At 64.2% G+C, this 23,166-nt stretch carries 25 protein-coding genes and 1 tRNA gene; 4 read left to right on the forward strand and 22 right to left on the reverse strand.

Features of this window, described 5'->3' with window-relative positions; genetic code table 11:
- Nucleotides 1–18: 18 nt before the first annotated feature.
- The 20 genes from LY284_RS01965 to LY284_RS02060 form a co-directional block, all read right to left on the reverse strand.
- Complete coding sequence (locus LY284_RS01965; protein WP_009459699.1) at nucleotides 19–372, reverse strand: DUF3085 domain-containing protein; 354 nt, start codon at nucleotides 370–372, stop codon at nucleotides 19–21.
- A 124-nt stretch (nucleotides 373–496) separates the two neighbouring features.
- Complete coding sequence (locus LY284_RS01970; RefSeq protein WP_023103925.1) at nucleotides 497–1,309, reverse strand: hypothetical protein; 813 nt, start codon at nucleotides 1,307–1,309, stop codon at nucleotides 497–499.
- A 289-nt stretch (nucleotides 1,310–1,598) separates the two neighbouring features.
- Nucleotides 1,599–1,877, reverse strand: a complete 279-nt coding sequence (locus tag LY284_RS01975) for a hypothetical protein (protein WP_009459701.1) — start codon at nucleotides 1,875–1,877, stop codon at nucleotides 1,599–1,601.
- A 97-nt stretch (nucleotides 1,878–1,974) separates the two neighbouring features.
- On the reverse strand, nucleotides 1,975–2,712 hold the full coding sequence (locus tag LY284_RS01980; RefSeq protein ID WP_017512403.1) for a hypothetical protein: 738 nt from the start codon (nucleotides 2,710–2,712) through the stop codon (nucleotides 1,975–1,977).
- Between the two features lie 80 nt (nucleotides 2,713–2,792).
- On the reverse strand, nucleotides 2,793–3,479 hold the full coding sequence (locus tag LY284_RS01985; protein ID WP_017512402.1) for a hypothetical protein: 687 nt from the start codon (nucleotides 3,477–3,479) through the stop codon (nucleotides 2,793–2,795).
- A gap of 173 nt (nucleotides 3,480–3,652) precedes the next feature.
- Entirely contained in the window at nucleotides 3,653–4,045 is a 393-nt protein-coding gene (locus tag LY284_RS01990; RefSeq protein ID WP_017512401.1) for a hypothetical protein, read from the reverse strand.
- Nucleotides 4,046–4,066: 21 nt separating this feature from the next.
- On the reverse strand, nucleotides 4,067–4,279 hold the full coding sequence (locus LY284_RS01995; RefSeq protein ID WP_003290186.1) for a hypothetical protein: 213 nt from the start codon (nucleotides 4,277–4,279) through the stop codon (nucleotides 4,067–4,069).
- A gap of 330 nt (nucleotides 4,280–4,609) precedes the next feature.
- Nucleotides 4,610–5,167: a hypothetical protein gene (locus tag LY284_RS02000; RefSeq protein ID WP_023103929.1), complete on the reverse strand. Its 558-nt coding sequence runs from the start codon at nucleotides 5,165–5,167 to the stop codon at nucleotides 4,610–4,612.
- 242 nt (nucleotides 5,168–5,409) lie between these two features.
- Complete coding sequence (locus LY284_RS02005) at nucleotides 5,410–7,017, reverse strand: DNA cytosine methyltransferase (protein ID WP_023103930.1); 1,608 nt, start codon at nucleotides 7,015–7,017, stop codon at nucleotides 5,410–5,412.
- A gap of 519 nt (nucleotides 7,018–7,536) precedes the next feature.
- A complete protein-coding gene (locus tag LY284_RS02010) occupies nucleotides 7,537–9,549 on the reverse strand; it encodes a DNA topoisomerase III (protein ID WP_028690960.1) in 2,013 nt (670 codons plus the stop codon).
- Nucleotides 9,550–9,832: 283 nt separating this feature from the next.
- Nucleotides 9,833–10,273: a single-stranded DNA-binding protein gene (locus LY284_RS02015; RefSeq protein ID WP_028690961.1), complete on the reverse strand. Its 441-nt coding sequence runs from the start codon at nucleotides 10,271–10,273 to the stop codon at nucleotides 9,833–9,835.
- A gap of 73 nt (nucleotides 10,274–10,346) precedes the next feature.
- The gene (locus LY284_RS02020) at nucleotides 10,347–10,874 is read right to left on the reverse strand and encodes a DUF3158 family protein (protein ID WP_028690962.1); all 528 of its coding nucleotides are present in this window, start codon (nucleotides 10,872–10,874) and stop codon (nucleotides 10,347–10,349) included.
- Nucleotides 10,871–11,650, reverse strand: a complete 780-nt coding sequence (locus LY284_RS02025) for a PFL_4669 family integrating conjugative element protein (RefSeq protein ID WP_028690963.1) — start codon at nucleotides 11,648–11,650, stop codon at nucleotides 10,871–10,873. Before LY284_RS02025 ends, LY284_RS02020 begins: the two co-directional genes overlap by 4 nt.
- A gap of 318 nt (nucleotides 11,651–11,968) precedes the next feature.
- On the reverse strand, nucleotides 11,969–13,201 hold the full coding sequence (locus LY284_RS02030; protein ID WP_028690964.1) for an STY4528 family pathogenicity island replication protein: 1,233 nt from the start codon (nucleotides 13,199–13,201) through the stop codon (nucleotides 11,969–11,971).
- A gap of 3 nt (nucleotides 13,202–13,204) precedes the next feature.
- Nucleotides 13,205–13,765 carry a DUF2857 domain-containing protein gene (locus LY284_RS02035; RefSeq protein ID WP_023093474.1) on the reverse strand — a complete coding sequence of 187 codons (561 nt, stop codon included), beginning with the start codon at nucleotides 13,763–13,765 and terminating at the stop codon, nucleotides 13,205–13,207.
- Between the two features lie 15 nt (nucleotides 13,766–13,780).
- The gene (locus tag LY284_RS02040) at nucleotides 13,781–15,439 is read right to left on the reverse strand and encodes a ParB family protein (RefSeq protein ID WP_028690965.1); all 1,659 of its coding nucleotides are present in this window, start codon (nucleotides 15,437–15,439) and stop codon (nucleotides 13,781–13,783) included.
- Nucleotides 15,432–15,680, reverse strand: a complete 249-nt coding sequence (locus LY284_RS02045; protein ID WP_019726333.1) for a hypothetical protein — start codon at nucleotides 15,678–15,680, stop codon at nucleotides 15,432–15,434. Before LY284_RS02045 ends, LY284_RS02040 begins: the two co-directional genes overlap by 8 nt.
- Nucleotides 15,664–16,539: a ParA family protein gene (locus LY284_RS02050; RefSeq protein WP_028690966.1), complete on the reverse strand. Its 876-nt coding sequence runs from the start codon at nucleotides 16,537–16,539 to the stop codon at nucleotides 15,664–15,666. The genes LY284_RS02045 and LY284_RS02050 overlap by 17 nt, the downstream gene beginning before the upstream one ends.
- A gap of 42 nt (nucleotides 16,540–16,581) precedes the next feature.
- Nucleotides 16,582–16,794 (reverse strand): AlpA family transcriptional regulator, encoded by a 213-nt coding sequence (locus tag LY284_RS02055; protein ID WP_009459729.1) that lies wholly within the window; start codon nucleotides 16,792–16,794, stop codon nucleotides 16,582–16,584.
- Between the two features lie 118 nt (nucleotides 16,795–16,912).
- Nucleotides 16,913–17,665 carry a hypothetical protein gene (locus LY284_RS02060; RefSeq protein WP_028690967.1) on the reverse strand — a complete coding sequence of 251 codons (753 nt, stop codon included), beginning with the start codon at nucleotides 17,663–17,665 and terminating at the stop codon, nucleotides 16,913–16,915.
- 869 nt (nucleotides 17,666–18,534) lie between these two features.
- On the opposite strand from LY284_RS02060, the gene LY284_RS02065 reads away from it, so the two are divergent.
- Nucleotides 18,535–18,608: transfer RNA gene (locus tag LY284_RS02065), tRNA-Cys, on the forward strand.
- Nucleotides 18,609–18,747: 139 nt separating this feature from the next.
- Nucleotides 18,748–19,242, forward strand: a complete 495-nt coding sequence (locus tag LY284_RS02070) for a GNAT family N-acetyltransferase (RefSeq protein WP_014191940.1) — start codon at nucleotides 18,748–18,750, stop codon at nucleotides 19,240–19,242.
- Here the strand turns inward: LY284_RS02070 and LY284_RS02075 are convergent.
- Complete coding sequence (locus LY284_RS02075) at nucleotides 19,237–20,103, reverse strand: cytochrome c oxidase assembly protein (RefSeq protein WP_014191939.1); 867 nt, start codon at nucleotides 20,101–20,103, stop codon at nucleotides 19,237–19,239. The two genes, LY284_RS02070 and LY284_RS02075, sit on opposite strands and share 6 nt — an antisense overlap.
- 2 nt (nucleotides 20,104–20,105) lie before the next feature.
- Entirely contained in the window at nucleotides 20,106–20,744 is a 639-nt protein-coding gene (locus LY284_RS02080; protein ID WP_014191938.1) for an SCO family protein, read from the reverse strand.
- Nucleotides 20,745–21,022: 278 nt separating this feature from the next.
- On the opposite strand from LY284_RS02080, the gene otsB reads away from it, so the two are divergent.
- Both otsB and otsA read left to right on the forward strand, forming a co-directional pair.
- The gene (gene otsB / locus LY284_RS02085; protein WP_014191937.1) at nucleotides 21,023–21,775 is read left to right on the forward strand and encodes a trehalose-phosphatase; all 753 of its coding nucleotides are present in this window, start codon (nucleotides 21,023–21,025) and stop codon (nucleotides 21,773–21,775) included.
- A complete protein-coding gene (gene otsA / locus LY284_RS02090; RefSeq protein ID WP_014191936.1) occupies nucleotides 21,772–23,151 on the forward strand; it encodes an alpha,alpha-trehalose-phosphate synthase (UDP-forming) in 1,380 nt (459 codons plus the stop codon). Before otsB ends, otsA begins: the two co-directional genes overlap by 4 nt.
- Nucleotides 23,152–23,166: the final 15 nt, after the last annotated feature.

The following is a 23,166-nucleotide window of genomic DNA, read 5'->3' on the forward strand; positions in this document are numbered from 1 at the left end:
TATGCGGACATTTTTGGACTACGCCGATTCCACCGCCGCCAGCGACAGATACGTAGCGGTGGCGGACAGCTCCAGATCATCTGAGCTTTGCAGAATGCGAGTGAAAACGCTGTCTTTCGGGTCGAAGAACTCGCCGAAGTCGTCGCCGCCAAGCTCGGCGCGTGCCAGTTCCCACCAGTCATCGAACGGGTCGGTATCCGGGTTGCAGCCGACGGCATAGGCCAGCAGCTTCACGCGGCCATCGGGGCGGCGCTCTCCGCGCTCGGCGAGGAAGTACACGCCCTGGTCCTTGGCCAGGGCGACGCGGCATTGGTTGGCGATGGCTTCGGCAAGCACGGGGCGCAGGTCGGAGCCTCTGAATCGCAGTGACATGGTTGAAATCTCCTGTATGGATGAAGAAAAAAGCCCTCCACCGAAACGGATGGAAGGCTTGTGGGGCAGTCGCCGGTAGGCTGTGGACTGATCAGTCGTGCCGCTAGGCTTCCTGTCTGGCACGTCAGGCTGGAACCGCCTGACGTTGCCGAAAGGCTTTGGCGTCGATCACGCTCACGTCGATCAGGCGCCAGCGCCCGTCGTCGATGAGCCGCTCCAGCACTTCACCGAGCATGTCGAAATACACCTCGTCGTGCCTATCGACCAACTCACCGTCGCGGTGCAGCTCCACCACGTAGGTGTCGCCGCCACGGTCGTAGAGGATCGTCACCTGACCCTCGAACTTGGTGGTTGAGACCGTGAAGCTGATCGCCGGCGGGGTCTCGATGATCCTGGAGGGCTTGGGATCGACCCAGGCGAAGTCGCGGGCACCTGCATCGACCAGCATGTGGGTGATGCACCGGAACCCGTCGGGCGCGGGCATCTCCTCCAACTGCTCGATGAGTTGGCCCAGCTCCATGCACTGCGGCTCGGGAATGGGCAGCTTGGCGGGTGCTTTGCCAAGGATATGCCTCGTGATGGTGTAAGGCGTGCCATCCGAAGTCTTCTCGGTGACGACTTCCGGGGTGTCCGCGCGAAGCCCGTCGAAACGTCGCCGGGCGTAGGGTTGGACATGGACCTTGGCGCCCTCGCTGGGAACGGTGGTCACCAGGTTGGGATCGAGCACGGCGAACTCGGAAGGCTTGAGCTTGACGACGATGGCATCGTCGGTCGCGGAGACTACCTTGCCGTTGAAGGGCTGAGGGTCAATGGCGAAGCCCAACGTCGAGGACTGCGGCTGATCATCGAATACGCGGTATTTGAACGAACGCACGTTGCGAGGGACATGGCCCGCGACAAGCGAAGGCATCATGGATTTGATGAGGGAACGGTCCATGGGAATCTCCTTGAGGAAGAACAAGGGATTCCCCGCCCGCAAGGGAGAGGTCCCTTGTGGGTGGCGTGAACGGACGGGGTACGTCCATAGGAAGAAACGACCAGCACGGTTTCCCGCACTTGCAGCCTTGAAGGTCTCGGCTGCCAGGGCATGTGTCGGCAACGCCGACGAACATGGAGCAAGGATGGCTCTGGAATGGGCGGCCTGCCTGCAAGAAATCGCACAGCGTCGCACCCGCTTTCCTGCGCTGCGGACAAGAAAAAGCCCCTCGAAAAGGGGCTTGGTTGGGTCAGGCTTCGTACACGAAGTAGTGCTCGCGCTGACGTGGGAAGAAGACATGCTTCCATGTATCGCCGCTGGTGTTGCCACCGTCGAAGACGACCATTTCGTAGTCGTCAATGTCGGTGTCCACCAGGTCGGCGCTGGCGATATGGCGCATGTGCAGCGTGCCGCTCATGCGCTCGAATACCAGGATCTGGCCGATGGCGTCGTCCTGGCCCATGGCATTGACGCAGGCGCCGAGCTGGTGCTCGAAGTCTGGCGTGCGCGAGATGAGGTCGGGGAACATGAGGTTGCTCCTATGAAAATGGACCAGCCCGGCTCCGGGAGGGAGACGGGCCGGTATGGGGGAGAACAAAGAGGAAGGATGTTGCGTCGAGCGGCTGCTAGGATTCGGCCAACGGCAGGCCCAACAGCACGGGTGCGTCGGCGTCGAGAATCAGGATGCGCACGTCGGCCTGGCCAGCCAGTTCAATGACGTTCGCCAGGTCATCCGGCATACCCTTGCTTCGGTGCTCCTGGCGAAGCTGCTCCGCACTGATGCCCTCGGCGTGGTCCAGGTTCTTGTCCGTCCAGGGAGTGGAGATCAGCTTGATGCCGATCGCCGGGCTGTACGGAACCCGGAACGCGATGAACAGGAATGCCTCCGGCGTAGCGAGGTCTGCCAGGTTGGCGAGGTATTGGCCGGTTTCTTGGCTGATGTGTGCGCTGCTGATTTCCCAGCACCGGCTGTAGTAGCCGGTCTCGAAACTCAGGCGCTGTACGACTTCCCGCGCTGCCTCTGCCGAATAGGCGTCGCCGACGTGGATGGGGCGACCGTCGAAGTCGTCGCCATGGATGGCATAGACCACGGCACCGATTACACCTTCGCCGCTGACACCTTCTGCGGTATCGCATTCGGCCAGCACCTCGGCACTCACGGGTTCGGGACCATTCCTGACCACGGCGAAATCGCTGGTGACGATGCACGAGGATGAAATCAGTTCCTCGTCGGAAAAGTGCTTTTGACTCGCGTGGATGATTCGCCAGACATGCGGGCTTCCGTCGTCGTAGCCGATGCACAGCGTGCGGACGATTTTCAGATTCCAGTAGCCGCGGAGAAAGGGATTGGGTTTCTGGGACATGGGAACTCTCCAGATTTGAATATTGGGGCCAATCTCCGCCACCGGGAATTGGACCCGGTTGGTTGAAAGTGGAAAATGCGTCAGTCGGCGCTGATCGTTGGCGTCTGAACCAGCCGTTCGGCGATGCGATGGCGCACATTTAGGCGAAATTGCTCATCGGTGATGCCGGCAAGCAGGTTGGCGGCCTCCAGCGCGATCAACGCTGAGGCCTCTTCGATGTCGGCGGCCAGGATGGTGTTGCGCAGTTGATCGCCGAGTTGAAGCGCCTGCGAGGACGTTCTGAAGACCTGGACCTCACGGCTCAGGTAGCAGCCGTTGCCGCCGAACTCGAATAGCCTTGGCTTGCTGCAATACCAGCAGCCCTCAAACTGGATGGCGGTCAGGTTATGGCCGTCATCGAAGCGGGTAGCGATCAGAAGCAGGGCTTCCAGGTCGGCGCCGTCCTCGAATTGGTGGTGCTCGATCAGGTTCTCCAGCTCCCCGTCCTGGTCAGCACCGAAGTGCGCGGCCAGCCGTTCAAGCAGAGGCGGAATCGACAACTCTTCGTCGTCGGGCATGGGGATGCCGAGTTGTGTGGCCAGGTTTTCCAGACCGTCCAGCACATCTGTCCAGCGTGGATCATTGGTTTCGGCGATCTGGGCGATGTAGGCCTGCCCATTGCCGGGATGGTTTTCGTCGAGCGCGAAAGCACCGAACAGTGCCTTGATGACGGGAGTAACGCGGTTGAGCACGAGAACGCCCGTGCCTTCGTAGTAGTTGTTTGCCATGCTGGCTCCTTTCGAGAAGAGCGGAGCCAGCCCATGCGGACGATGGCGTCCGCAGGGAATAGCCCAAGGCCGTTGGCGTCGGGCGATGGGGAAGAAAAATTGAGGGACATGGCCTTATGGGCGCATGTCCCTCACGGGGGGATCGAGAGGACAGTGGCGTGCCGGAGACCGGCTCACCAACCGCTGTAGTTCACCAGCAGGTCGGCGATGACCTTGCGGCGTTCCAGATCGAGACCGTCGAAGTCCGACAGCCCGTGGAAGCGGCAGCGCTTGAGCATGGCACCGCCCTCGCGCGCGTTGTAGAAGCTGACCATGGCGGACAGGAACATGCGTTCGCCGCTGCTCAGGACGCCGAGGGCATCGTTGAGCCGCAGCATGTCGGGACGCAAATCCCACTTGGTCTTGGCCTGGTTCAGGCCTTCACGGGTGCCGTCGCCGAACCACTCGGGACCAGCAATCTCGACACCGCGCTTCCAGGCCTCGAAGAAGGCTTGGGGCGCGGCAGCGAAATGCTGCTCTTCCCGCATGATCTGATCGACGACTTCCCGCGGCAGTAGCTGGTTCATGACGTGATTTCTCCAGTTGGATCAGGGAATGGCGAGCTGGGACCAGCCGCCTCTTTCGAGGGCGCGTTGAGCCGCGGCATAGCTGCGGAAGTACTCGCGGGATTCCCGCGAAACGGGACCTTCGGTATCGCGCGTGCCGATGTAGTGGCCGGCGGCGCTTTGCAAGACTTCGAGCGGCAGGAACTTGCCGCAGTAGGTCAGGGCCAACTGGCCGAAAGAGGCTTGCTGGGACATGGACGGGCTCCTTGGAAAAGCGGGGCCTTGTCCCTCACGGGATGGCAGCTCCCGCACGCGGTTGATAAAAAGCATCAGCGTCACGGGGACGCTCATCCGCAGAATTGATGCGATGCGGACTGGTGGGTGACGCGGGAGAGACCCGCGGCAGCCTGGAACCCTGGCTGCTGGCATGTGCTGACGAATCAGCGAACATGCAGGCAGCTTCGTGCGAGGGCTGCGCCGCGTCAGTTGGAAAACGGCATTCGGCCCAGCCCCGATTGATGAGCACAGGAAAAGAAAAGCCCCGCATCGAGTACGGGGCTGTCAGGAGGGTGCGGTGGCGCTGGGTCAATCGGGCTTGTCGCCCAGGACATGCTGCTTCCACAGGTCGAATGCCCGCTCGGGCGGAAGCTCGGCGAGGATGACGATGGGCTGGGCCTGCCTGGTGCGCAGCGAAGCGAAGTACGCCTTGCGGTCGGCGATAGCCTTGAGCTTGATGCCTTTGATGAACAGCAGTTTGCCGTCCTTGATGAACAGCACCTTGTTGCCGATGTCGCGGTTGAAGGCGGCTCGCACCTTGCGCTCCGCGTGCATGGCATCGGCCAGTTCATCGACCAGGAAGTCGAGCGTCATGTCGATGTAATGAGGGTCTTCACCCTCCTGGCCTAGATCGAGCGGCGCAGGCGGCAAGCCCTTGGCAAAGGCTTCGGCCTGAGCCAGCAGCGTCGTCTTGCCGTTGAGCGCGCGGAGGAATGTCGAGCCGCCATGCCCGTCGTTGCGGGCCTCGGCGATGGGAGTGCCGTCGAACACGATGGTCGCGGTGAAGCACAGCGTTTCCTCGCTGGCGAAGTCGGCGACCTTGAGGTTCTTCAGCGTGATGCGGTCTTGCTTGGTGATGGTGTCCATGGGAAGTCCTGAAATCGACCGGGTGGCGACATGCCCCTGACGGGACGTGGCGACCATCCCGTGGGTTGGAGAAAGGAGGCATCGATGCCCCGGTGGGCAGCGTTCGCCGGTGAGATGCCGAAGCGAACTGGTGGGTGGCGTGGGCGGAACCCACGGCAGCCTTGACACCCTGGCTGCGGGCTGCTGCCGATACATCGGCAATGCAGGGGGAGAATGGCGCGGCCGGCAGGCTGCGTCGTCGATCAATCCGAAGCGGTCGAGTCCGTCTTGTGCAGGCACTGCACCAGCCGGTTGCCCAGCCAAGCCATGCACGGGACGGCCATGGAGTTGCCAATCGCCTTGTAGCGCGGAGCGTCTGCGGCAGGCTTGCCGCGATACGGGATCAGCGTGTAGTCGTCGGGCATGCCCTGCAGCCGCTCGCACTCCATGGGCATCAGCCGCCGCACCCGCCATTGCGACCAGTCCGCTGCACCGGATTCATTCCAGTCGTAGCGGAAATGTGCCTCGAAGTCGGGGGCCAGGACATGGGGCTTGTCTGCGCCGCCGCCGCTGGTACGCAACGCCGCCGCAACGCTTCCGCCCAGTTCGGCAGCAAGACCCTGCGTCCGTCCCCGCAGGGCAACGCAGGCCACCATCGGCACACCGTAGCCCGGCTTGCCGTTGGACAGGACGGTGCAAGACACCTGTCCATGGCCCGACTCGAAGCGCACTTCGCCGCGGTTGTTCTGCGCGAAGGCGATGGCGGGCACGACGCCTGCGTTCGCATGGCTGTTGCGATGCCCGCCGGCACGCAGCGTCGGCGTCAGGTCGATCGTGGCGTCCGCGCCGCTGCCCTGGGCGGTGAAGGCGATGATCGGCACGCCCTTTCCCGTACCGTCCTCGCTGCTGCCCTTGCCGTTGTTGGCGGTGTCGAGGGTGTGGGCGATGCTGCCGGCGATGGACTGCACCATGAACGTCTCGGTGCGGATGTCGTGCTTGGGACCCGCGGCCATCAGGCATGCCGCAACATCGACGGGGCCAATGCCGCCGCTGAATCCGAACGTCGTCGTGACCTTGCCGTAGGGCTGGTTCAGTCCAGCGAATCCTGCGTATCCGCCTGCTGCTGCAGCACCCGGTCCAGCAGCGCGGGCAGCTTCTTGCCACGGCGCGCGGCCCGCAGAAGAATCCCCGCGCAGGCCTGTGCGCTCAAAAAGTACTTCGGAGGGATCGAGGTCATCACCACCACATGCCACAAGAAACACGCGCTTGCGGCGTTGGGCGACACCGAAATATTGAGCGTCGAGCACGCGCCAGGCGATGCGGCGGCGGGGTCCAGACACACAACCAGCGTGCGCCCATTTTTCCCCTGGCGGCTGGAGCGCACGGCTTTCTCCGGCCAGTGCGCCCAGGAAATGCCCGAAGGCATTGCTGCGGTCGTTGAGGACGCCGGGGACGTTTTCCCAGACGAGCGTTGCCGGCGGGCGGCGGTCTTGGTGGCGGGTTTGGTCGATGGCATTTGCAAGCTCCACATAGGCAAGGGTCAAGGCGCCGCGCGGGTCGTTCAACCCCTGGCGCGCGCCGGCAACGCTGAACGACTGGCACGGCGTGCCGCCGACCAGGATGTCGGGCGCCGGCACGGTGCCGGCGCGCACCTGACGGGCGATCGCGGTCATGTCGCCCAGGTTGGGCACATGGGGGTAACGGTGGGCGAGCACGGCGCTCGGGAACGGCTCGATCTCGGCGAACCACGCGGCTTTGAGGCCGAGGGGTTGCCATGCGAGGCTCACGGCCTCGATGCCGCTGCACACGCTGCCGTACAGCAGTGGCGCGGCCTGGGGCGCACCGCGAAGGGTGCAAGGTTGCGGGTTCATGTCGGGTCTCCTGTTCGTGTGGCCCGGGGCGGGCCGGGACGTTGATAGGCAGGAGAAAGGCGCCGAAGGCCCTGCGGCCTTCGGCTCGGGAGGACAGAACCACCCGTGGGCTGGTGCAGGCCCGGTCGTCGCTAGAACCGTCTGCTCATCAGCAATCACACCCGGCGCATGTCGTGGTTCGCGCCGGCATCGTCTGGCGCACATCCGCGCACAAAGGGAGCCCGTTTTTGCGCCGGCGGGCACCGGCACCGAATACCGCTGACCACGAAGGGTCTCCGGGTGGCTCGCGCAGCTTGGCAAGCCACCGGGGGACCCTTCGCAGAGGCGGGAGAAATGCAGATCAGCAGAACGCGCAGGAGGCGGTTCGCGGAGAAGCTACCTTCAGGTCCCGCGGCCGGGGATGACCAAGCGGGACGCGCACACGGACAAGAAGGCGTTGCGCGCTGGGCGTCCCGCAGGGCGTGCGGAACACAGGCCGCGCCGCCGATGGCGGGCACGGTTCACGGGGAACGGGGTCGGTCAGGAGCCTTTGCGGCCGCTGCGGCGCGGGCGCGAGGCACCACGCTTGGACGTGCCGGATTCGACCGGCAGCGTGCCTTTGCAGTCGGGGTAGCGACTGCACGACCAGAATGGGCCGCTCTTGCCGGTGCGCTGGCGCGTCGGTGCGCCGCACTGTGGGCAAGGCGGTCCGTGGGGAACCTTGATGGACAGGGACGTGCTGCCGTACTGCGCGATCAACTGTGAGATCCATGCAGCCTGCTTGCCGATGAATACGTCCAGCGTGAGCTGTCCAGCTTCGATCATGTCCAGCGCCTGTTCCCAGACGGCGGTTGTCCCTGGGTCGGCAATCGCTGTGGGCACCGCGTCGATCAGGGTGAAGGCCGCATCCGAGGCACGGATGGCGCGGCCCTTCTTCACGAGGTAGCCCCGCGTCAGCAGGCCACTGATGATGTTGGCCCGCGTCGCTTCGGTGCCGATGCCGACCGTATCCTTGAGCTTCTGTTTCAGGCGCGGGTCCGAGACCAGTTTGGCGACGCCCTTCATGGACTTGACCAACTCGCCCTGCGTATAGGGCCGAGGGGGCAGCGTCTTGAGCGCCTTCAGATCGACGTCGGCCACCTGACATGCCAGGCCCTCGCGCAGCGCGGGCAGTACCTGGCTGCGCGCCGCAGGGTCGCCATCCTCCTCGGATTGCGGTTCGGCCAGCACCAGGCGCCACCCCTTGACGACGACCTGCTTGCCGGTGGCCGCCAGCGTCTGCTGGCCGCAGGAGAGGTTCGCCACATTGCGGTCGAACTCGTGGTGAGGAAGGAATTGCGCCAGGTAATGCGCCCGGATCAGCCGATACACTGCCAGTTCCTTCTCACTCATGGTCGAGAGGTTCGCCGGTTCGAGCGTCGGGATGATGCCGTGGTGAGCAGACACCTTCGCGTCGTTCCAGGCGCGTGAGCGTTGAGTGCGGTTGAGCTGGTCCATGATCGGTCGCAGCAAGGGATCGGTCTTGACCAGGCTGTCGAGGACCGTTGGCACCTCGGCGAACATGCTTTCGGGCAGGTAGCCCGAATCGGAGCGCGGGTACGTCGTGGCCTTGTGCGTCTCGTATAGGGCCTGAGCAATGTCTAAGGTCTCCTGCACATCGAGCCCAAGCTGCCTGGAACACACCTCCTGCAAGGTCCCCAGGTCGAACGGCAGCGGCGGGCCTTCCCGCACGCGCTCGGTTTCGACCGCCACCACCTGGGCGCTGTCCGCGGCGCGGATCTGCTGCGCGGCGTGCTGCGCGATGGGCTGCTGCAGGCAGCGGCCGGCGTCGTCGGTGCATGCTTTCGGGGGAACCCACTGCGCGGCGAAAGTCTGGCCACCGGCGGACAGGGACACGTCGATGGCCCAGTACGGCACGGACACGAAGGCGGTGATCTCGCGGTCGCGGTCCACGACCAGTTTGAGCGTGGGGGTCTGGACGCGGCCTACCGACAGCACGCCGTCGTAGCCGGCCTGCCGTCCCAGCACCGTGAACAAGCGGCTGAGGTTCATGCCGACGAGCCAATCCGCCCGAGAGCGCGCCAGCGCCGAGTAGTACATCGGCAGCGTCTCGGCCGATGGCCGGAGCTTGCCGAGTGCCGCGCGGATGGACGCATCGTTGAGCGCCGACAACCACAGCCGTTCGATGGGACCGCGGTAGCCGCACAGGTCGATGATCTCGCGGGCGATCAACTCGCCCTCGCGGTCGGCATCTGTGGCGATGACAAGCTGGGTCGCCTTAGCCAGAAGCGCCTTGACGACTTTGAACTGCGTGGCGGTTTTAGGTTTGACCTCGACCCGCCAGTGCTGAGGAATGATGGGCAACTGCTCCAGCGACCAGCGCTTGAGCGCCGCGTCATAGACCTCGGGGGCTGCCGCTTCGACGAGATGGCCGATGCACCAGGTGACGGTGACGCCGGAACCGTTGAGGCAGCCTTCACCGCGCTGCGTGGCACCGAGAATTCGGCCAATGTCTTTGCCCTGGGAGGGCTTCTCGCACAAGAACAGCCGCATGTCCGTCCATCCCGATTCCCGTTGTTCATGGAGTTGCTGGAATCGAGGATGCCGAGCGCCACCTGGGGTAGCAGCAAACAAGCCGCATGCGCCGGCGACCGCTTTCACGCCGATGGAATGGCTCGGGCGGGGATGGCGCGTGGCCGCAGGTGTGCGGACCAGTAGCCGCGATTTGCGGGAGCGCGTGGAAGTCGATGGACGTTGATGGAGCTATCCCCAGGGGATAGCTTGCGGGGTGCATGGAGGGCGGCGAAGCACTACGGCGGCCGCCCTCCATGCCGGTTCACTTCCTGCGCTTCGCCTCCTTCGGCGCGGTCGATTCCTGGGCAGCCTGTGGCTTCGGTTCTGCCTCCTGCGGCTTCGGACTGAGGGCCACGGACTCGATGCGGTACGGCAGGATGCCGACGCTGCGCGCGTTGATCTGCCAGGTCTCGCGCGGCTGATCTTCGTTGTCCGTCCAAGGCTCGCGCTCCATGCGGCCGATGACCAGCACGCGCATACCTTTCTGGTACAGGTCCTTCCAGTGCTCGGCGTCGCGGTGCCAGATTTCCACCGGCGCCCAGAAGCCGCCGCGGTCCTCGAAGGTGCCATCCTTCTTGGGTACGGGGTTGTCGAAATAGACGTTCAGGCGCAGCAAGCGGCTGGGTTCGTCATTGCCGTTGGGGAATTCGCGGTACTCCGGTGGCGAGCCGATGTTGCCTTCGCCAGAAAAATGCGTGCTCATGGTGTGATCTCCGTGGTGGTTGAAATACCCGTGCCTCGTCGGCGCCGGGCGCGTGCTGGGATGCCCGGCGCAATCACCGATCGCGCATTGCGGCAGGAACGGACGTGAGCCGGTGCAGGTAGGCGTCGTCCGCCTCGGCGGCCTTGCTGGCGCATTCCTGCGCCTGCCTGCCCAAGGTGTGCAGCAGGCTGATCTGCATGTTCAACGTGATGCGCTGCAGCTCGATCGCGTGCAGGTCGGCCAGCAGGTTGACGGGTGTGCTGCTGCTGGCGATCAGCTCCCGCCACAGCGCCACGCCCATGGCCGACCTGTCGTGCCTGCGCCAGCGCAAGAAGACGGTTCCTGCGCCAGTGGTCTGTTGGGCCAGTTCGATGGGCAGAAGGTGGAAGGGGTGCCCGCATGCTTGCTCCAGCACCTGTCGCTGTGCCAGGGCAATCAACTCGTCGCGCATGGCGAAGCACTGGCTGGCCCAGGCCTCGAAGTCCCCTTTACCCTTAAAAGGCTTTAAAAGGCCTTTTAGAGAGGCCGCGTGTTCCAGCCGCATGAAGGCACCCTGTTGCAGGCCCCGGAAGTAGCGGGTCGGTTGGTTCAGATCGTTCATGCGGGCTCGTCCTCGCCGGCTGACGCTTCGGGCGGCTCTGCGGTGGCGGCTTCGTCGCTGGGCGGAGGCGCTGTGGCAGGACCGTCGCCGCGCTGTTGCAGGCCACGGCGCACGACGGGTGGCGCAAACTTCGAGCGGCGTGTCCCCTCCAGCACCTCCTGCGGCAGTTCGCCGTACTTCTCCAGCGCGACTCGCGCAGCGGCGTTCTTCGCCGCGAAATCGTCGCGGGTGCAGCCCGAGTAGCGATACTGCTGGGCCAGCGAGAACAGGCTGCGCAGCGCGTGCGCGCCCTCGTTGAGCCAGCGTTCCAAGGTGCTGCGGTCGATGAGCGCGGTGTGGTGGGCGAGGATCAGCTTGCGGGCGATGTCGTCGTAGTCGGCCAGGAGATAGACCGCGGCAAAGCCGAGCTGCGCGTTGACGAAGAGCGGGAGCTTGACCGGCTGCACGTTGAGGTTTTCGCCCAGGCTGAGCGCCGGTGGCACGCTCGCCAGCGCCTGGTCCACCTGCTCGCGCAGCGATTGCAGCGTGACCTTGGTTTGGTCGAGCTTGTCCTCGATGCGCAGCATCCACCAGTCCGAGTACGGGTCGTCCTGCTCCGAGCCCCGCCGCATCTTGTTCATCTGGGCGATGTAGCCGTTCAGGCCGACGATGCCCGGTCGCCCCTCGGCGGCGGCGCGGCCGTGCCAGATGCGGGAAGCGTGATGGGTGTGCAGGGTCAGCGACATCGCGCTGCGCAGGGAGCCGAGATTCAGTTGCAGAGGTTCATTGGTTGCCATGGTGTCCGCTCGTTGTTGGAAAAGGAGCGGCCAGCTTCGGCAGGAAGCGGAAGGCAGTCAGTCAAGAATCCGAATCCCGGCGGGCCCCGGTTTAGGGCGCGGCGGTTGCATGCGGCGCGAGCTATCCCCAGGGGATAGCTCCATGGAGCGTCAACGAACGCTGCACGCCGGGATCAGGGTAGGCAACACCGATGCTGCGGCAGATGGTCGATCCCAGGCCTGCGACAACTTGGCGTTGTGCCCAGCAGCGGAACTATCCCCAGGGGATAGCTCTATTGGCGGCCATGGGCATCTACTTTCACCGACTTGCATGCCGGCTCACTTGCTGGCGAGCAGATTGCGTAGCCGCTCGATGTGCTGCTTGGCGACTTCCGGCGGCACTGGCTTACCCTGCGGCTGAGGTGGCGGTGCTGCTGGTGGCCGCTCGTTTGGCGGGACGGGTGCCGATGGCGCGTCTTTCTTGGCCCAGGCATTGAACTCGCCATGGATGGCGCGCTGGATGATGCCGAACAGATACCCCGCAGGATTGCGGATGCCATGACTGCTGCATCGTGCGGCCCAGTCGTCCAGCACGGCCTGTCTCAGCGCGGCATCGACCTGCTGCAATGCCACCCTGGCACCTGTCTGCTGCTCTGCCTTCAGTTCCGTGAAGCGCTTGGGCCATTGCAGATCGCCCAGCGCGCGCGCCTGCGCGGTAGTACGTACTTCATTAATACGACTACTACGTACTGTACGGGCCTGCTTCGGATTCCGAAGAGAGGCGTCTGGCGCGGGTTTCGCCCCTGCTTCGGATTCCGAAGACGGGTCGTCCGCATTCCGAAGAAGGCTCGATGCTCCTTCTTCGGAATCGTGGGCGGCATCCTCCTGTGGATAACTTTCGGCGGCCGTGATGCCTTGGCTGGCGAGGCGTTCGGCCAGGACCTGTAGCCGCGACGGCAGTGTGCGTCCGGAGAGCATCGGATCTTCCGCGATCTCCTTGAGGGTGTTCAGACCGACCATCTGGACAGCCTTGGCCGAATGGCCGAGGGACTGGCTGACCAGTGCCAGGTAGTCGGCGTCGAGCTGCATGGCCTCGAAGGGCGTCAGTGGTTCATCGTGCAGAACGTAGAGGTTGCCGAGGATGCGGCCGGTCTTGGGGTCACGCCGTCGCCGTACCAGGCTCAACCATCGGGTGAGGCGCAACAGCGTCAACGCTCGGGCCACGGTTTCATGCGAGGCCTGCCCGGCGCAGGGCATCGACGCCAGCCAGGGTCGAAGCTGCTCATACGTCGGGAAGGCTGTCATGCCGTCGTCGTTGAGCATCAGCCGGAACACCTGCCAGGCGTTGCGCTCCAGCGGCGTCAGGCGACGGTCGAGGAACAGCCGCCGCGGCACGGTCTCGTGCCGGTTGCCGCTGAAGAGGAAGGCATCGCCTGACGTGGCGGGCGTCGGCGTAGGCACGGGTGCTGGCGCACTGGGGCTGGGCTTGGGCGCGAGGTCTTTCAGGGCAGCATCGAACAGATCCGCGAGTGCGACGGGGCCACGGCGTGGTGCGGTGTCGTCCACGGCCATGGCTCAACCCAATCCCTGATCGACCCAGCTCTTGATCGAGGCCCAGACCACCGACAGAGGCAGCGACATGCCTTCGGCCAAGTCCATGGTAGCGTCGAGGATGGAGGTTTCGTCTTCGAGATCGACATTCCTGCTGCCGGTCACGGCCTTCCATTGCCGCCACAGCTCCGTGTCCTGTTTCTCGTCCAGCACGGGGTGGCGGCCCTTGCGCTTCGGCAGGCCGAGGATTTCGCGGCGAAGCGCCACCTCCTGGTGGGTCAGGCCATAGAACCGACTGACCATCTCGGTGCTCGCGCCCAGCCTGAGCATGCGATCGACCGTGGCGATTTCCTTCTCCACGTCCTGCGCCTGCTTGAGCAGTCGCCGGAGCACTTCGCGGTTGACCGTCACCGAGCACCAGGAGACGTTAGCGTTGGCGAGCACGCTGATCAGCGCGGGATGCTTGAGGGCGTCCAGTTCTTCCTCGCCAAACCCCATCAGTTTGCACCGGCGCAGTTGCCCATTGCGCAGGTCATAGAGGGCCTGGGCGATGACGGCCTGGTTGAGTGGGTGTGGTGCGGACATGCTGGCCTCCCTCGCTCACATTCCAACGCCTTCAGCGCCGGCTTCAAGGTCGAGCAGGCGCCGGGCCAGCCGCAGCAGCCGGAACAGCTTGACCAGCGAGGTATCGCTCAATCGCTGGGCCGCATCACCCTGGCCGTGCAGCAGCGCCGGCAGTTCGATGACGATTTGCCCGTCGTGCAGGCCGACGTCGGCGGGCCGCTGACCGGCCAGGCACGCTAACAGCGCGAGGACGGCACGGCCCAGCGGTGCCGAGCTTTGGGTGCGGGCCCGGCAGACGAAACCGATACCCTCTGCACGGTCATCAATGCACTCGTCCAGGTCTGCCTCGCCCGCGATTTCGCGGGCGAACTGTGCGATGTGGATGCGCAGGCGCTCGGCTGTGTCCACGCCGGGATCGATGTACCAGACATCGGAGATCGGATAGAGCCCGCCAGCCTGCACAGGGATGGACTGCAAGACACTCGCCGAGAAGTCGAGCGGCAGCGCATCACCCAACTGGTCGGCGACCATGCGCTGAATGGACTGGAGCCGTTCGGTCGTCGGTGCCGGCGAGACGATGTGCTCCCGAAGCAGATCGCCACCCACCGCAGGGTTGGCCGGACTTGCCTGGCTGGCATCCGTGTCGCTCTCGCGCGTCGAAGGCGTTGCCGCAGGTCGGCCTGCAGGCGGCGCTGCGGATGCAGCCCCTGCGATGGGTGGCGCAGTGTTGGCAGGTGGGCGCGCGATGGTTCCCGGCTCCGGCAACGCAGGCGGCGTCGATGGCGGCGTTGGGTCGCTGACCAAGGCGCGCTGCCGGCTCTCGGATTCGGTCATGTCCAGGGCGAGCACGTCGTAATCGACACCCAGCATCTCGGCCATCTGGCCGATCAGCTCGTCCTGTACACGCTGCGCGGAGAACTCGTCGGCCTGGACGTCGAATTGCGACAGCACTTCCTGGAAAAATTCGTCGAAGTCCTGAACCAGTGGGCGACCCTTGGCGTAGCGCTCCCACGCGAGCATGCAGGCTTTGCGCATGACCGACAGGCGTTCGACCTGATGGCGACCGAGACCGCCATAGAGCACGGTGGGGATCGCGGGCAGGAGATACTGCACCGCGTCGTTCATGCGGCTGATGTGCGACTGTTGTACCGGGAAGCCATCGGCGGCGAGGCGGCGGGCCAGCTCGGACTGGCTCAAGGTGGTGCCGCTTTCTTGCTCGTAGAACTCGCGCGCCTTCTCGACGCCGAGGGCGCGCTCGATGAACGTGAGGCCCCCGCGCAATTCGTTCTCGGCCAAGTGGCCGGTCAACATGACGACTTCGCCGCGGCTGGGCCACGGCCGGAACAGGCACGATACACGGAAAAACCGCTCGTCCTTGGTCTCTGACCATAGTTCGCGCAGGATCGCCAGCCGAGTATTTCCACCGTTGCGGATGATGTAGTGGGACTCACCTGGTCGGCGAGTGATGGCCGGCGCTGCGTCCAGACCGCGCTCGCGGATGGACGCCTTGATTTCCTCGTAGGCCGGGTTGCGTTTTTTCCTGGGATCGTGGTCGTAGGGGCGCAACTGATCTAGGGTCACGACCATGGGGGTGTCGGCGATCGGGTCGCTCAAGGTCGAGGCTGACGGGCCGCTGCGCTCGAACCCGGCCGCGAGCAGCTTGCCAGCCATCTGCTGGGAGGTGATCTCAGCCATGGCCGCCTCCCTGCGCTTGGTATCGGGCCTCGCGCTCGGCGCGGCGGATTTGCGCACGGGCATTCAGGGTCGCCCGGTGGTCGCTTGCCGTCGAGCTGGTGTAGATCGCGGCGCAGCCAGGCTTGGTGAACTTGAGGTGGCCGCCAGGCGTGCGTTTGACGTGCCAACCTTCGCCAACCGCGAACTCGATCAGGGCGCGAAGCCGCTTGTGGCCTCGGGCTAGCTCATGTGCGTTCGCCATGGGACCTCCCGGCATCAAGAGGGTGTGGCGGACGGCCGGACACCATGGCAAATCGGTGCCGCCATTGCGGAAATAGTTCGTCTGCGAGGCCGCGCATGGTGTCGAGCGCGGCGAGGGCGACTCTGCCCGGCGGCTGGCGGTATTCGACCCGATGCACTGGCAATCCGCGCGTAGCTGCACGCGGATACGCCTCGATGGCCGGCACGTCGGTGGCCAGCACGCGGATGCCGGCGTGGTCCTGGAAAAGATCGCGCAGGGCCTGCTGGATCAGCCGTGCATTGGCTGACACAGGGTGGACGCGATTGATGAGCAGATGCAGAGGTGGAGGCTCGATGCCCAGGTGCCGGTAGGGCGCAATGTCTTCGAGCAACTGCATGGTGCCGCGCCGCAGCTCGCGCGCCGCGAGAATTTCCGGGGTCACGGGCGACAGCGCGAGGTTGGAGGCGAGCACCGCCATCTCCAGCAGCACCGAGCGCGCACCTTGGGTGTCGATCAGCACCAGGTCATAGAGAGGCGCCAGGACCGGCAAGAGATGGCGCAACCGTAGGCGCCCATCCGGCGTGTGCAGCAGCAAAGTGTTCAGCTCGCCTCGGTGGTCGTTGGAGAGCACCAAGTCCAGGCCCTCGATGTTCGTGCGGGACACAAGCAGCCCGAGGTCGCGCTCGTTGAAGGCCAGCAACTCGTAGATGCCACCAGGTGCGCGGTGGCCTAGCTCGTAGTACGAGGACAAGGTGGGCTGCACGTCGAGGTCGAGCAGCAGTACACGCAGCCCCGCGTCCGCGGCAAGCCCGCCGAGGTTCGCGGCCGTGGTGGTCTTGCCGACGCCACCTTTGGTTGAAATGATGGATACGACCTGCATGGCGTTCTCCGTGTGAGGATGGGAAGTCCGCTGGAGAACGGGTCAGGCCCGGTTGTTGACGCGCTCGGCGATCCACTGATCGATCTCGATGGAGTCCCAACCGACCGCGCGCACGCCCAGGCGCAGCGCCTTCGGGAACAGGCCTTTGCGCATCAGGTTGTAGATGTGGGCGCGTTTGAAACCCGACTTGGTTTCGACTTCATCAAGCCGCAGGATGCGGCGCTCGCTTGCGGGCAGTGCAGGTGTTTGCGACATGGCGGTCACTCCTGAACGCTCAGTGGCGTTTGTTGGCGTGACCTCCATTCAATAGACATGGATGGGAAAAGACATTGCAAATGCAATCTCCGCGATTGCACATACAAGATGGAAAACCTCAGACTGTTGCGCTACGCAGCCGGCGTCTGGCCGTGGCGAACTTGCCGTTTAGCGTCCGCTCCGCGATCCCCATTGCGCCGCTGTGATGGGCGACCAACGCGCTGACCACCGCCTCCTGCGTCTTGAAGCTGGAGTACGGAACGCCGGAAGGCGACTGGCCGAGCATCAGGTCCAGCATGCTGCCGATGATGTTCAGGTAGGTGGCTTCGGCGCGATCACTGATCAGGCACTGTGCGCCAGCAGAGGGCGCCATCTGCTTGAGAAGCGCTCCGTGCTTTTCCTGCAGCTCATGCAGTTGGCGTTTGTACTGGTCCAAGGTGGACTTCAGGGCCAGGCGCTCGACTAGCATCGCCTGCCCAGTTTCCACCGAGATGAAGGGATGGGCGATGCGCTCGCTCCGGGAGAAAAGGAAGCACGGTCGTTGCTCGGGATAGTGCTGGCGCATCCAGCGCTTCAGATCGACGTGGCGCACCGTCAGATCAGGGGAGTCGATCAGCGCGGAATCGCGCGTCGTGATGCCGTTCCGTCCGAAGGGCAGTTCTCCATTGAGGATGCCGTCGAAGATGCGTTCGGTGCAAAGCCGCAGCTCGTCACAACGTGGACAGTCCAACGACTGCGGCAGGCGCCTTGGCGACGAAATCGAAGCCAGGATCACCTGCTCGTATCGCAGCAGCCCGGCCCAGCGGATGGACGCTTCGATCGGGCGATAGAACACCTTTGATGTTGGTGCATCATTCTTGTTCTCGTGCATGCTCCGTCTCCTTCCAGGAGAAGAACTACATGACCGACTCCTTTGTCGCCGACCTCATGGTCGGCCTGTCGCTTGTGTAGGAAGTGGGTCCCGAAGGCCGCTTCGTCATGTGGTTTGAATACTTCTCACCAGTTCGCGCAACTGGTAGTCGTCGTGTGTTCGATGTGCAAAAATCATCGATCAGAAGGTCGAGCATCGGGACGTAGGCTCGACAGCGACGCTCACGCTATCAGGGTCGTGAGAAGTTACGGTTTCTGCAAAACCGTCTAGGTATGACCTGATATGCCAGCGGTCTCAGGAAGCGTGAGGGGGCCGCAATCGTCCTCGAATGTCCAGTCGGACGCAGCAAACCGGCGCCTGTCATGCTTGCCCCGTCATCCTGATATATCGACAAAGAATCGTGTGCGGAAACGCGGTGGCCAGCATGCGCGTTCTTTCAAAGGAGCTTGACCAGAAGGTCGCCTGTGAGTTGTGGTGCAGGCGTTCCTAGGTGGCATCCGAGCTGTGCCATCACCAGAACCATCTGCCTGATCGTCTTCGCGGTGATGGATGCGGGGCAGACGACCGGGCGTGGATGATGAGTTCGAGGGAGTTGCCTACGACGATGTACCGATCGTGGGTCTGGTGTGCTGAGTGCAGCTCTTTGGACGTCTGTGGAACTCTTTGGACGAATTTGTTGCCGAGGACGAAAAACAAGGCTACAATTGAGGTCTTCGCTGGCCAGCCCAACGAAGAAAGTGATTGGGAAACAACGACTTACTGTCCTAGTACACGTCTCGTTTCCCGCTCCAGTCAAAGGGGAAGCCAAGCTTCCCTTTTTGTTTGGTGAGTTTGCCGTCGGAATGACGGCACACACAAAACCGCATAACGGCGCGGTAGCAAAGCGGTTATGCAGCGGCCTGCAAAGCCGTTTAGACCGGTTCGACTCCGGTCCGCGCCTCCAAGTTAAAAGCCCTGATTCGTCAGGGCTTTTTCTTTTTGCGCGCGTTCTCATGTGCGCTACGCATGTGCGATTTCTTTCGTGCGATTTCGTGTCATCTCACCGACCGGCATAATCTCCGTACTTCTGGCACACGACTCCCATGACCGACCGACTCTCCCAACTCGAATGGCGCTGGAAGCGCTTCGACGATCTGACGACCGCCGAGGTCTACGACATGCTCGCCGCGCGCAGCGCCGTGTTCGTCGTCGAGCAGAATTGCGTGTATGGCGATATCGACGGGCTCGATGCCGATGCGTGGCATCTTTTCGCCTATGGCGAAGGTGAAAAACGCCCGGCGCTCGCGGGCTATCTGCGTGTGCTGTTGCCGGGCTGTCCGGACGAGAGCGAGAAGGACGTGCGCATCGGTCGCGTGCTGACCACAGTGAATTTTCGCGGCATGAAGCTCGGCAATGCGATGCTCGAACGCGCCATCGAGCGCATTCTCGAACAGTGGCCGGAGCAGCCGATCAGCCTGCACGCGCAAGCGCATCTGCAGCGCTTTTACGGGGCGTTCGGCTTCGTGCCCTCGTCGGGCGTGCATGACGAGGACGGCATTGCGCACGTCTGGATGCGCCGTCCCGGCATCGAATCATGATGCGGGCGCCTTCGCGACCGCGACCGTCGCGCTCACGCGTTCCTTTCTCAGCCGCGAGCGCGACGACAGCCGCAGCCAGTGACGCAGCGCGATCAGCGCGCCGATGACGCTCATCATCGAACCGGGAATCCACAGCAGCAGGCCGCCGATCTGCTGATCGCGCATCGGCGTGATCCAGGTGAACGCGCGGCCGCAGATCGAATAGATCGGATACAGCTCGTGCGGCGTGAAGAAGATGTACGCGCCGAGGATGATCTGCGGCGGAATCGCGGCGATCACGACGAGAACCCGCCGGCCGGGCGCAAGCCGCGCGGGCGGGGCCGGGCGCGGGTCGAGAATCAGCCACCAGAACAGCAAGCCGTCGATCACCATGCTCCAGTTCATCACGCGATAGAGCCGGTAATCGAGCATCGCCTTGAAGTGGATCGGCGAAAGCAGCCAGAAATAGATCAGCCCGACGAACAGGGCGACCGCGATCACCGGGTTGAACACGATATCGAAGAACACGCGCGCAACGCGCGTCTGCGCAGCCGGCCGCAGCCAGCGCTGCCGCCACGCGAACGGAACGCCCGCGCGCAGCGCCGCGCCCGGATACGACAACGCAATCAGAAACGGGCCGAGATGATGCAGCACGAGATGCTGCAAGCGGTGCATGAAGAACTCGTGCTCGAAGAAGTAGTCGAGCCGCGTGTGCAGCGCGACGTACAGCGCGACGAGCCCGAACCAGAACGCGATGCGCCGCGACACCGACACCCGCGCATGCCGTGCGCCGCGCGCGAACAGGATGCCGGCGGCGAGCACGGCGATCACGACCGTCGGCGACGGCTCCCACGGATCGAGCCAGTAGAGAAGCGTGCTCATCGTCAGGCGTCCTTCGCGTGAATCACGCGCTTCAGATCGCTCGCGATGGCGTCGACGGAATCGCGATCGGTGGCGAGCAGGCGCGCGTGGCCGGCGGCGTCGAAGATATAGACGGCCGAGCTATGCGTGACTTCGTAGGCGCCGTCCGGATCGCGCTTTTCCATCTGATACGCCACGCGATAACGCTGTGCGACCGACTCGATCGCACGATCGTCGCCCGTCAGGCCGACTGCGTGCTGATCGTCGAAGGCACGCACGTAGGAACGCAGGAGCGCGGGCGTATCGCGGGCCGGATCGACCGATATGAATACGATGCGCGTCTTGTCCGCGTCAGGACCTACGCGCTGCAAAACCTGCATGAGCCGCGCCATCGTTTCCGGGCAGACATCGGGGCAATGCGTGTAGCCGAAATAGACGAGCGTCGTGCGGCCCGCGAACGACTGCCCGGTGACGCGCGCGCCGCTGTCGTCGACGAGCGAAAAATCCAGATCCGGCAGATGGCCCGATACGTCGGTCAGATGCCACGGCGCGGACGGCTTCGAGCAGGCAGCGAGCGCGCAGAGCGAGCACAGCGCGAAGAGGGCGATAACGCGGCGCGGGCGCGCGAGGAAAGCGGGGAGAGCGTGGAACAAAGCGTGCATCGGGGAAGGTGTCGCAAGACGATTCGCTACGGACGAGGTCGCAAAATACACGCCTTTGGCGGCGTGGCGCGCGCATCATCGTGTTATCGGACTATTTTTGAGACGATATGCCGCACGGCTCAAGCGCGGTGAAAGCACGTCCGTATAAGGATGTAAGCTAAGACCTTTCTTAATCGAAAGGCCTCGCGCGGTAAGATGCGCAATCGTCGTGCGCGGTTCGCGGCCCTGTCGCGCGCGCTTTACCGGCAAACCACAGGCAAACCACAGGCCCAAGATCGATGCAAATTCTTCCCGATTCCCTGTCTCTTGCCGAGACCGCCTTTTTCTTCGATTTCGACGGCACGCTCGTCGAACTCGCTTCCACGCCCGACGGCATTTTCGTGCCGCGCTCGGTGCCGGACATCCTCGCGGCGCTGCGGCGCGCGACCAACGGCGCGGTCGCGGTCGTGTCGGGGCGCGGCATCGACAATATCGATTCGTTCCTGCAGATCGCGGATTTGCCCGTGGCGGGTATGCACGGCGCGGAACGACGCGACTCCAACGGCGACGTGCAGCGCATCGGTTTCAACGACGAGCGGCTCTTGCGCATGGAGCACGCGCTCGAGAAGGTCGTCAGCGCAAATCCGGGCATGCTGCTCGAAATCAAGGGCGCGGCGCTCGCGCTGCACTATCGCAACGCGGCGGACCGTGAGCCGGCCGCGCGCGCGGCGACCGAAAAGCTCGTCGCTGATTACGCCGACGCGTATGTGCTCCAGCCGGGAAAGATGGTCTACGAGATCAAGCCGAAGGACGTCGACAAGGGGCGGGCGGTGCGCGCCTACATGGCCGAGCCGCCGTTCACGGGGCGCAAGCCCGTGTTCATCGGCGACGATCTCACCGACGAAAAAGGCTTCGCGGTCGTCAACGAGTTCGACGGGCTCTCGGTGAAAGTCGGCGCAGGCGATACCGTCGCGCGGGCGCGCATCGAGTCGGTCGAGTTGCTGCTCGACTGGCTGCAAGTGATTTCGGGCACGGCCGGGAAGCACGCGTGAGCCGCCTCATCATCGTTTCGAACCGCGTCGCGCCGATTTCCGAAGGCGGACCCGCGGCGGGCGGGCTCGCGGTCGGCGTCTACGACGCGCTCAAGGAAACCGGCGGCATGTGGTTCGGCTGGAGCGGCGACGTGCTCATGTCCACGCCCGAAGACATCAAGCTCGAAGAACACGGCCCGGTGACGTTCGCGACCATCGGCCTCGTGCGGCGCGACTACGACCAGTACTACCGCGGTTTCTCGAACGCGACGCTTTGGCCCGCGTTTCACTATCGTCCGGACCTGATCGAGTTCGATCGCCACGAATACGACGGCTACTGCCGCGTGAACCGCTGGCTCGCCGCGCAGCTCGCGCCACTGCTCAAACCCGACGACGTGATCTGGGTGCACGACTATCACCTGATTCCGTTCGCGCAGGCGCTGCGCGCGCTGGGGGTGAAGAACCGCATCGGATTCTTTCTGCATATTCCGTTTCCCGCGCCGCAGATTCTGCTCGCCGTGCCGCGCCATCGCGAACTGGTGGAGGCGCTGTGCGCGTTCGATCTGCTCGGCTTTCAGACCGAGCCGGATCTGCGCGCATTCTGCGAATACATCGAGACGGAGGCGGGCGGCGCGCTGCAGCGCGTCGGCGCGAAGCCGGTCGAGGTGCGCGCGTTCGGCCGCACGCTGCGCGCCGCCGCGTACCCGATCGGCGTCTATCCGGACGAAATCGCCGCGCTCGCGAAGGATGGCGAAAGCGGGCGCGATGTCGAGATCGTCAAGTCGACGCTGCATCATCGCAAGCTCGTGATGAGCGTCGACCGGCTCGATTATTCGAAAGGGCTCGTCGAGCGTTTTCGCGCGTTCGAGCGGCTGATCGAGCACGACTCGCATCAGCGCAACAACGTGTCGTTCCTGCAGATCGCGCCGCCCACGCGCACCGATGTCGACGCTTACCGCGACATCCGGCTTCAGCTCGAAGCGGAATCGGGCCGCATCAACGGCCGCTACGCCGAGCTCGACTGGACGCCGATCCGTTATATCCATCGGCAGTACGAGCGGCAGGTGCTCGCGGCGCTGTTTCGCGAGGCGCACGTCGGGCTCGTCACGCCGTTGCGCGACGGCATGAATCTCGTCGCGAAGGAATACGTGTCGGCGCAGGACCCGGACGATCCCGGCGTGCTCGTGCTGTCGCAGTTCGCGGGCGCGGCGCGCGAACTGACGGCGGCGCTGATCGTCAATCCGCTCGATATCGACGACATGGCTGACGCGCTCGCCGCCGCGCTCAAGATGCCCTTGAACGAGCGCAAGGCGCGCTACGAGGAGATGATGGCGCAGTTGCGCGAGAACAATGTCTCGGTCTGGCGCGACAACTTCATGCGGGATCTGAAGGCGTAAAAAAAGCCGCTGTCC

The organism is Caballeronia sp. PC1 (assembly GCF_021353155.1).
GTDB classification, from domain to species: domain Bacteria; phylum Pseudomonadota; class Gammaproteobacteria; order Burkholderiales; family Burkholderiaceae; genus Caballeronia; species Caballeronia cordobensis.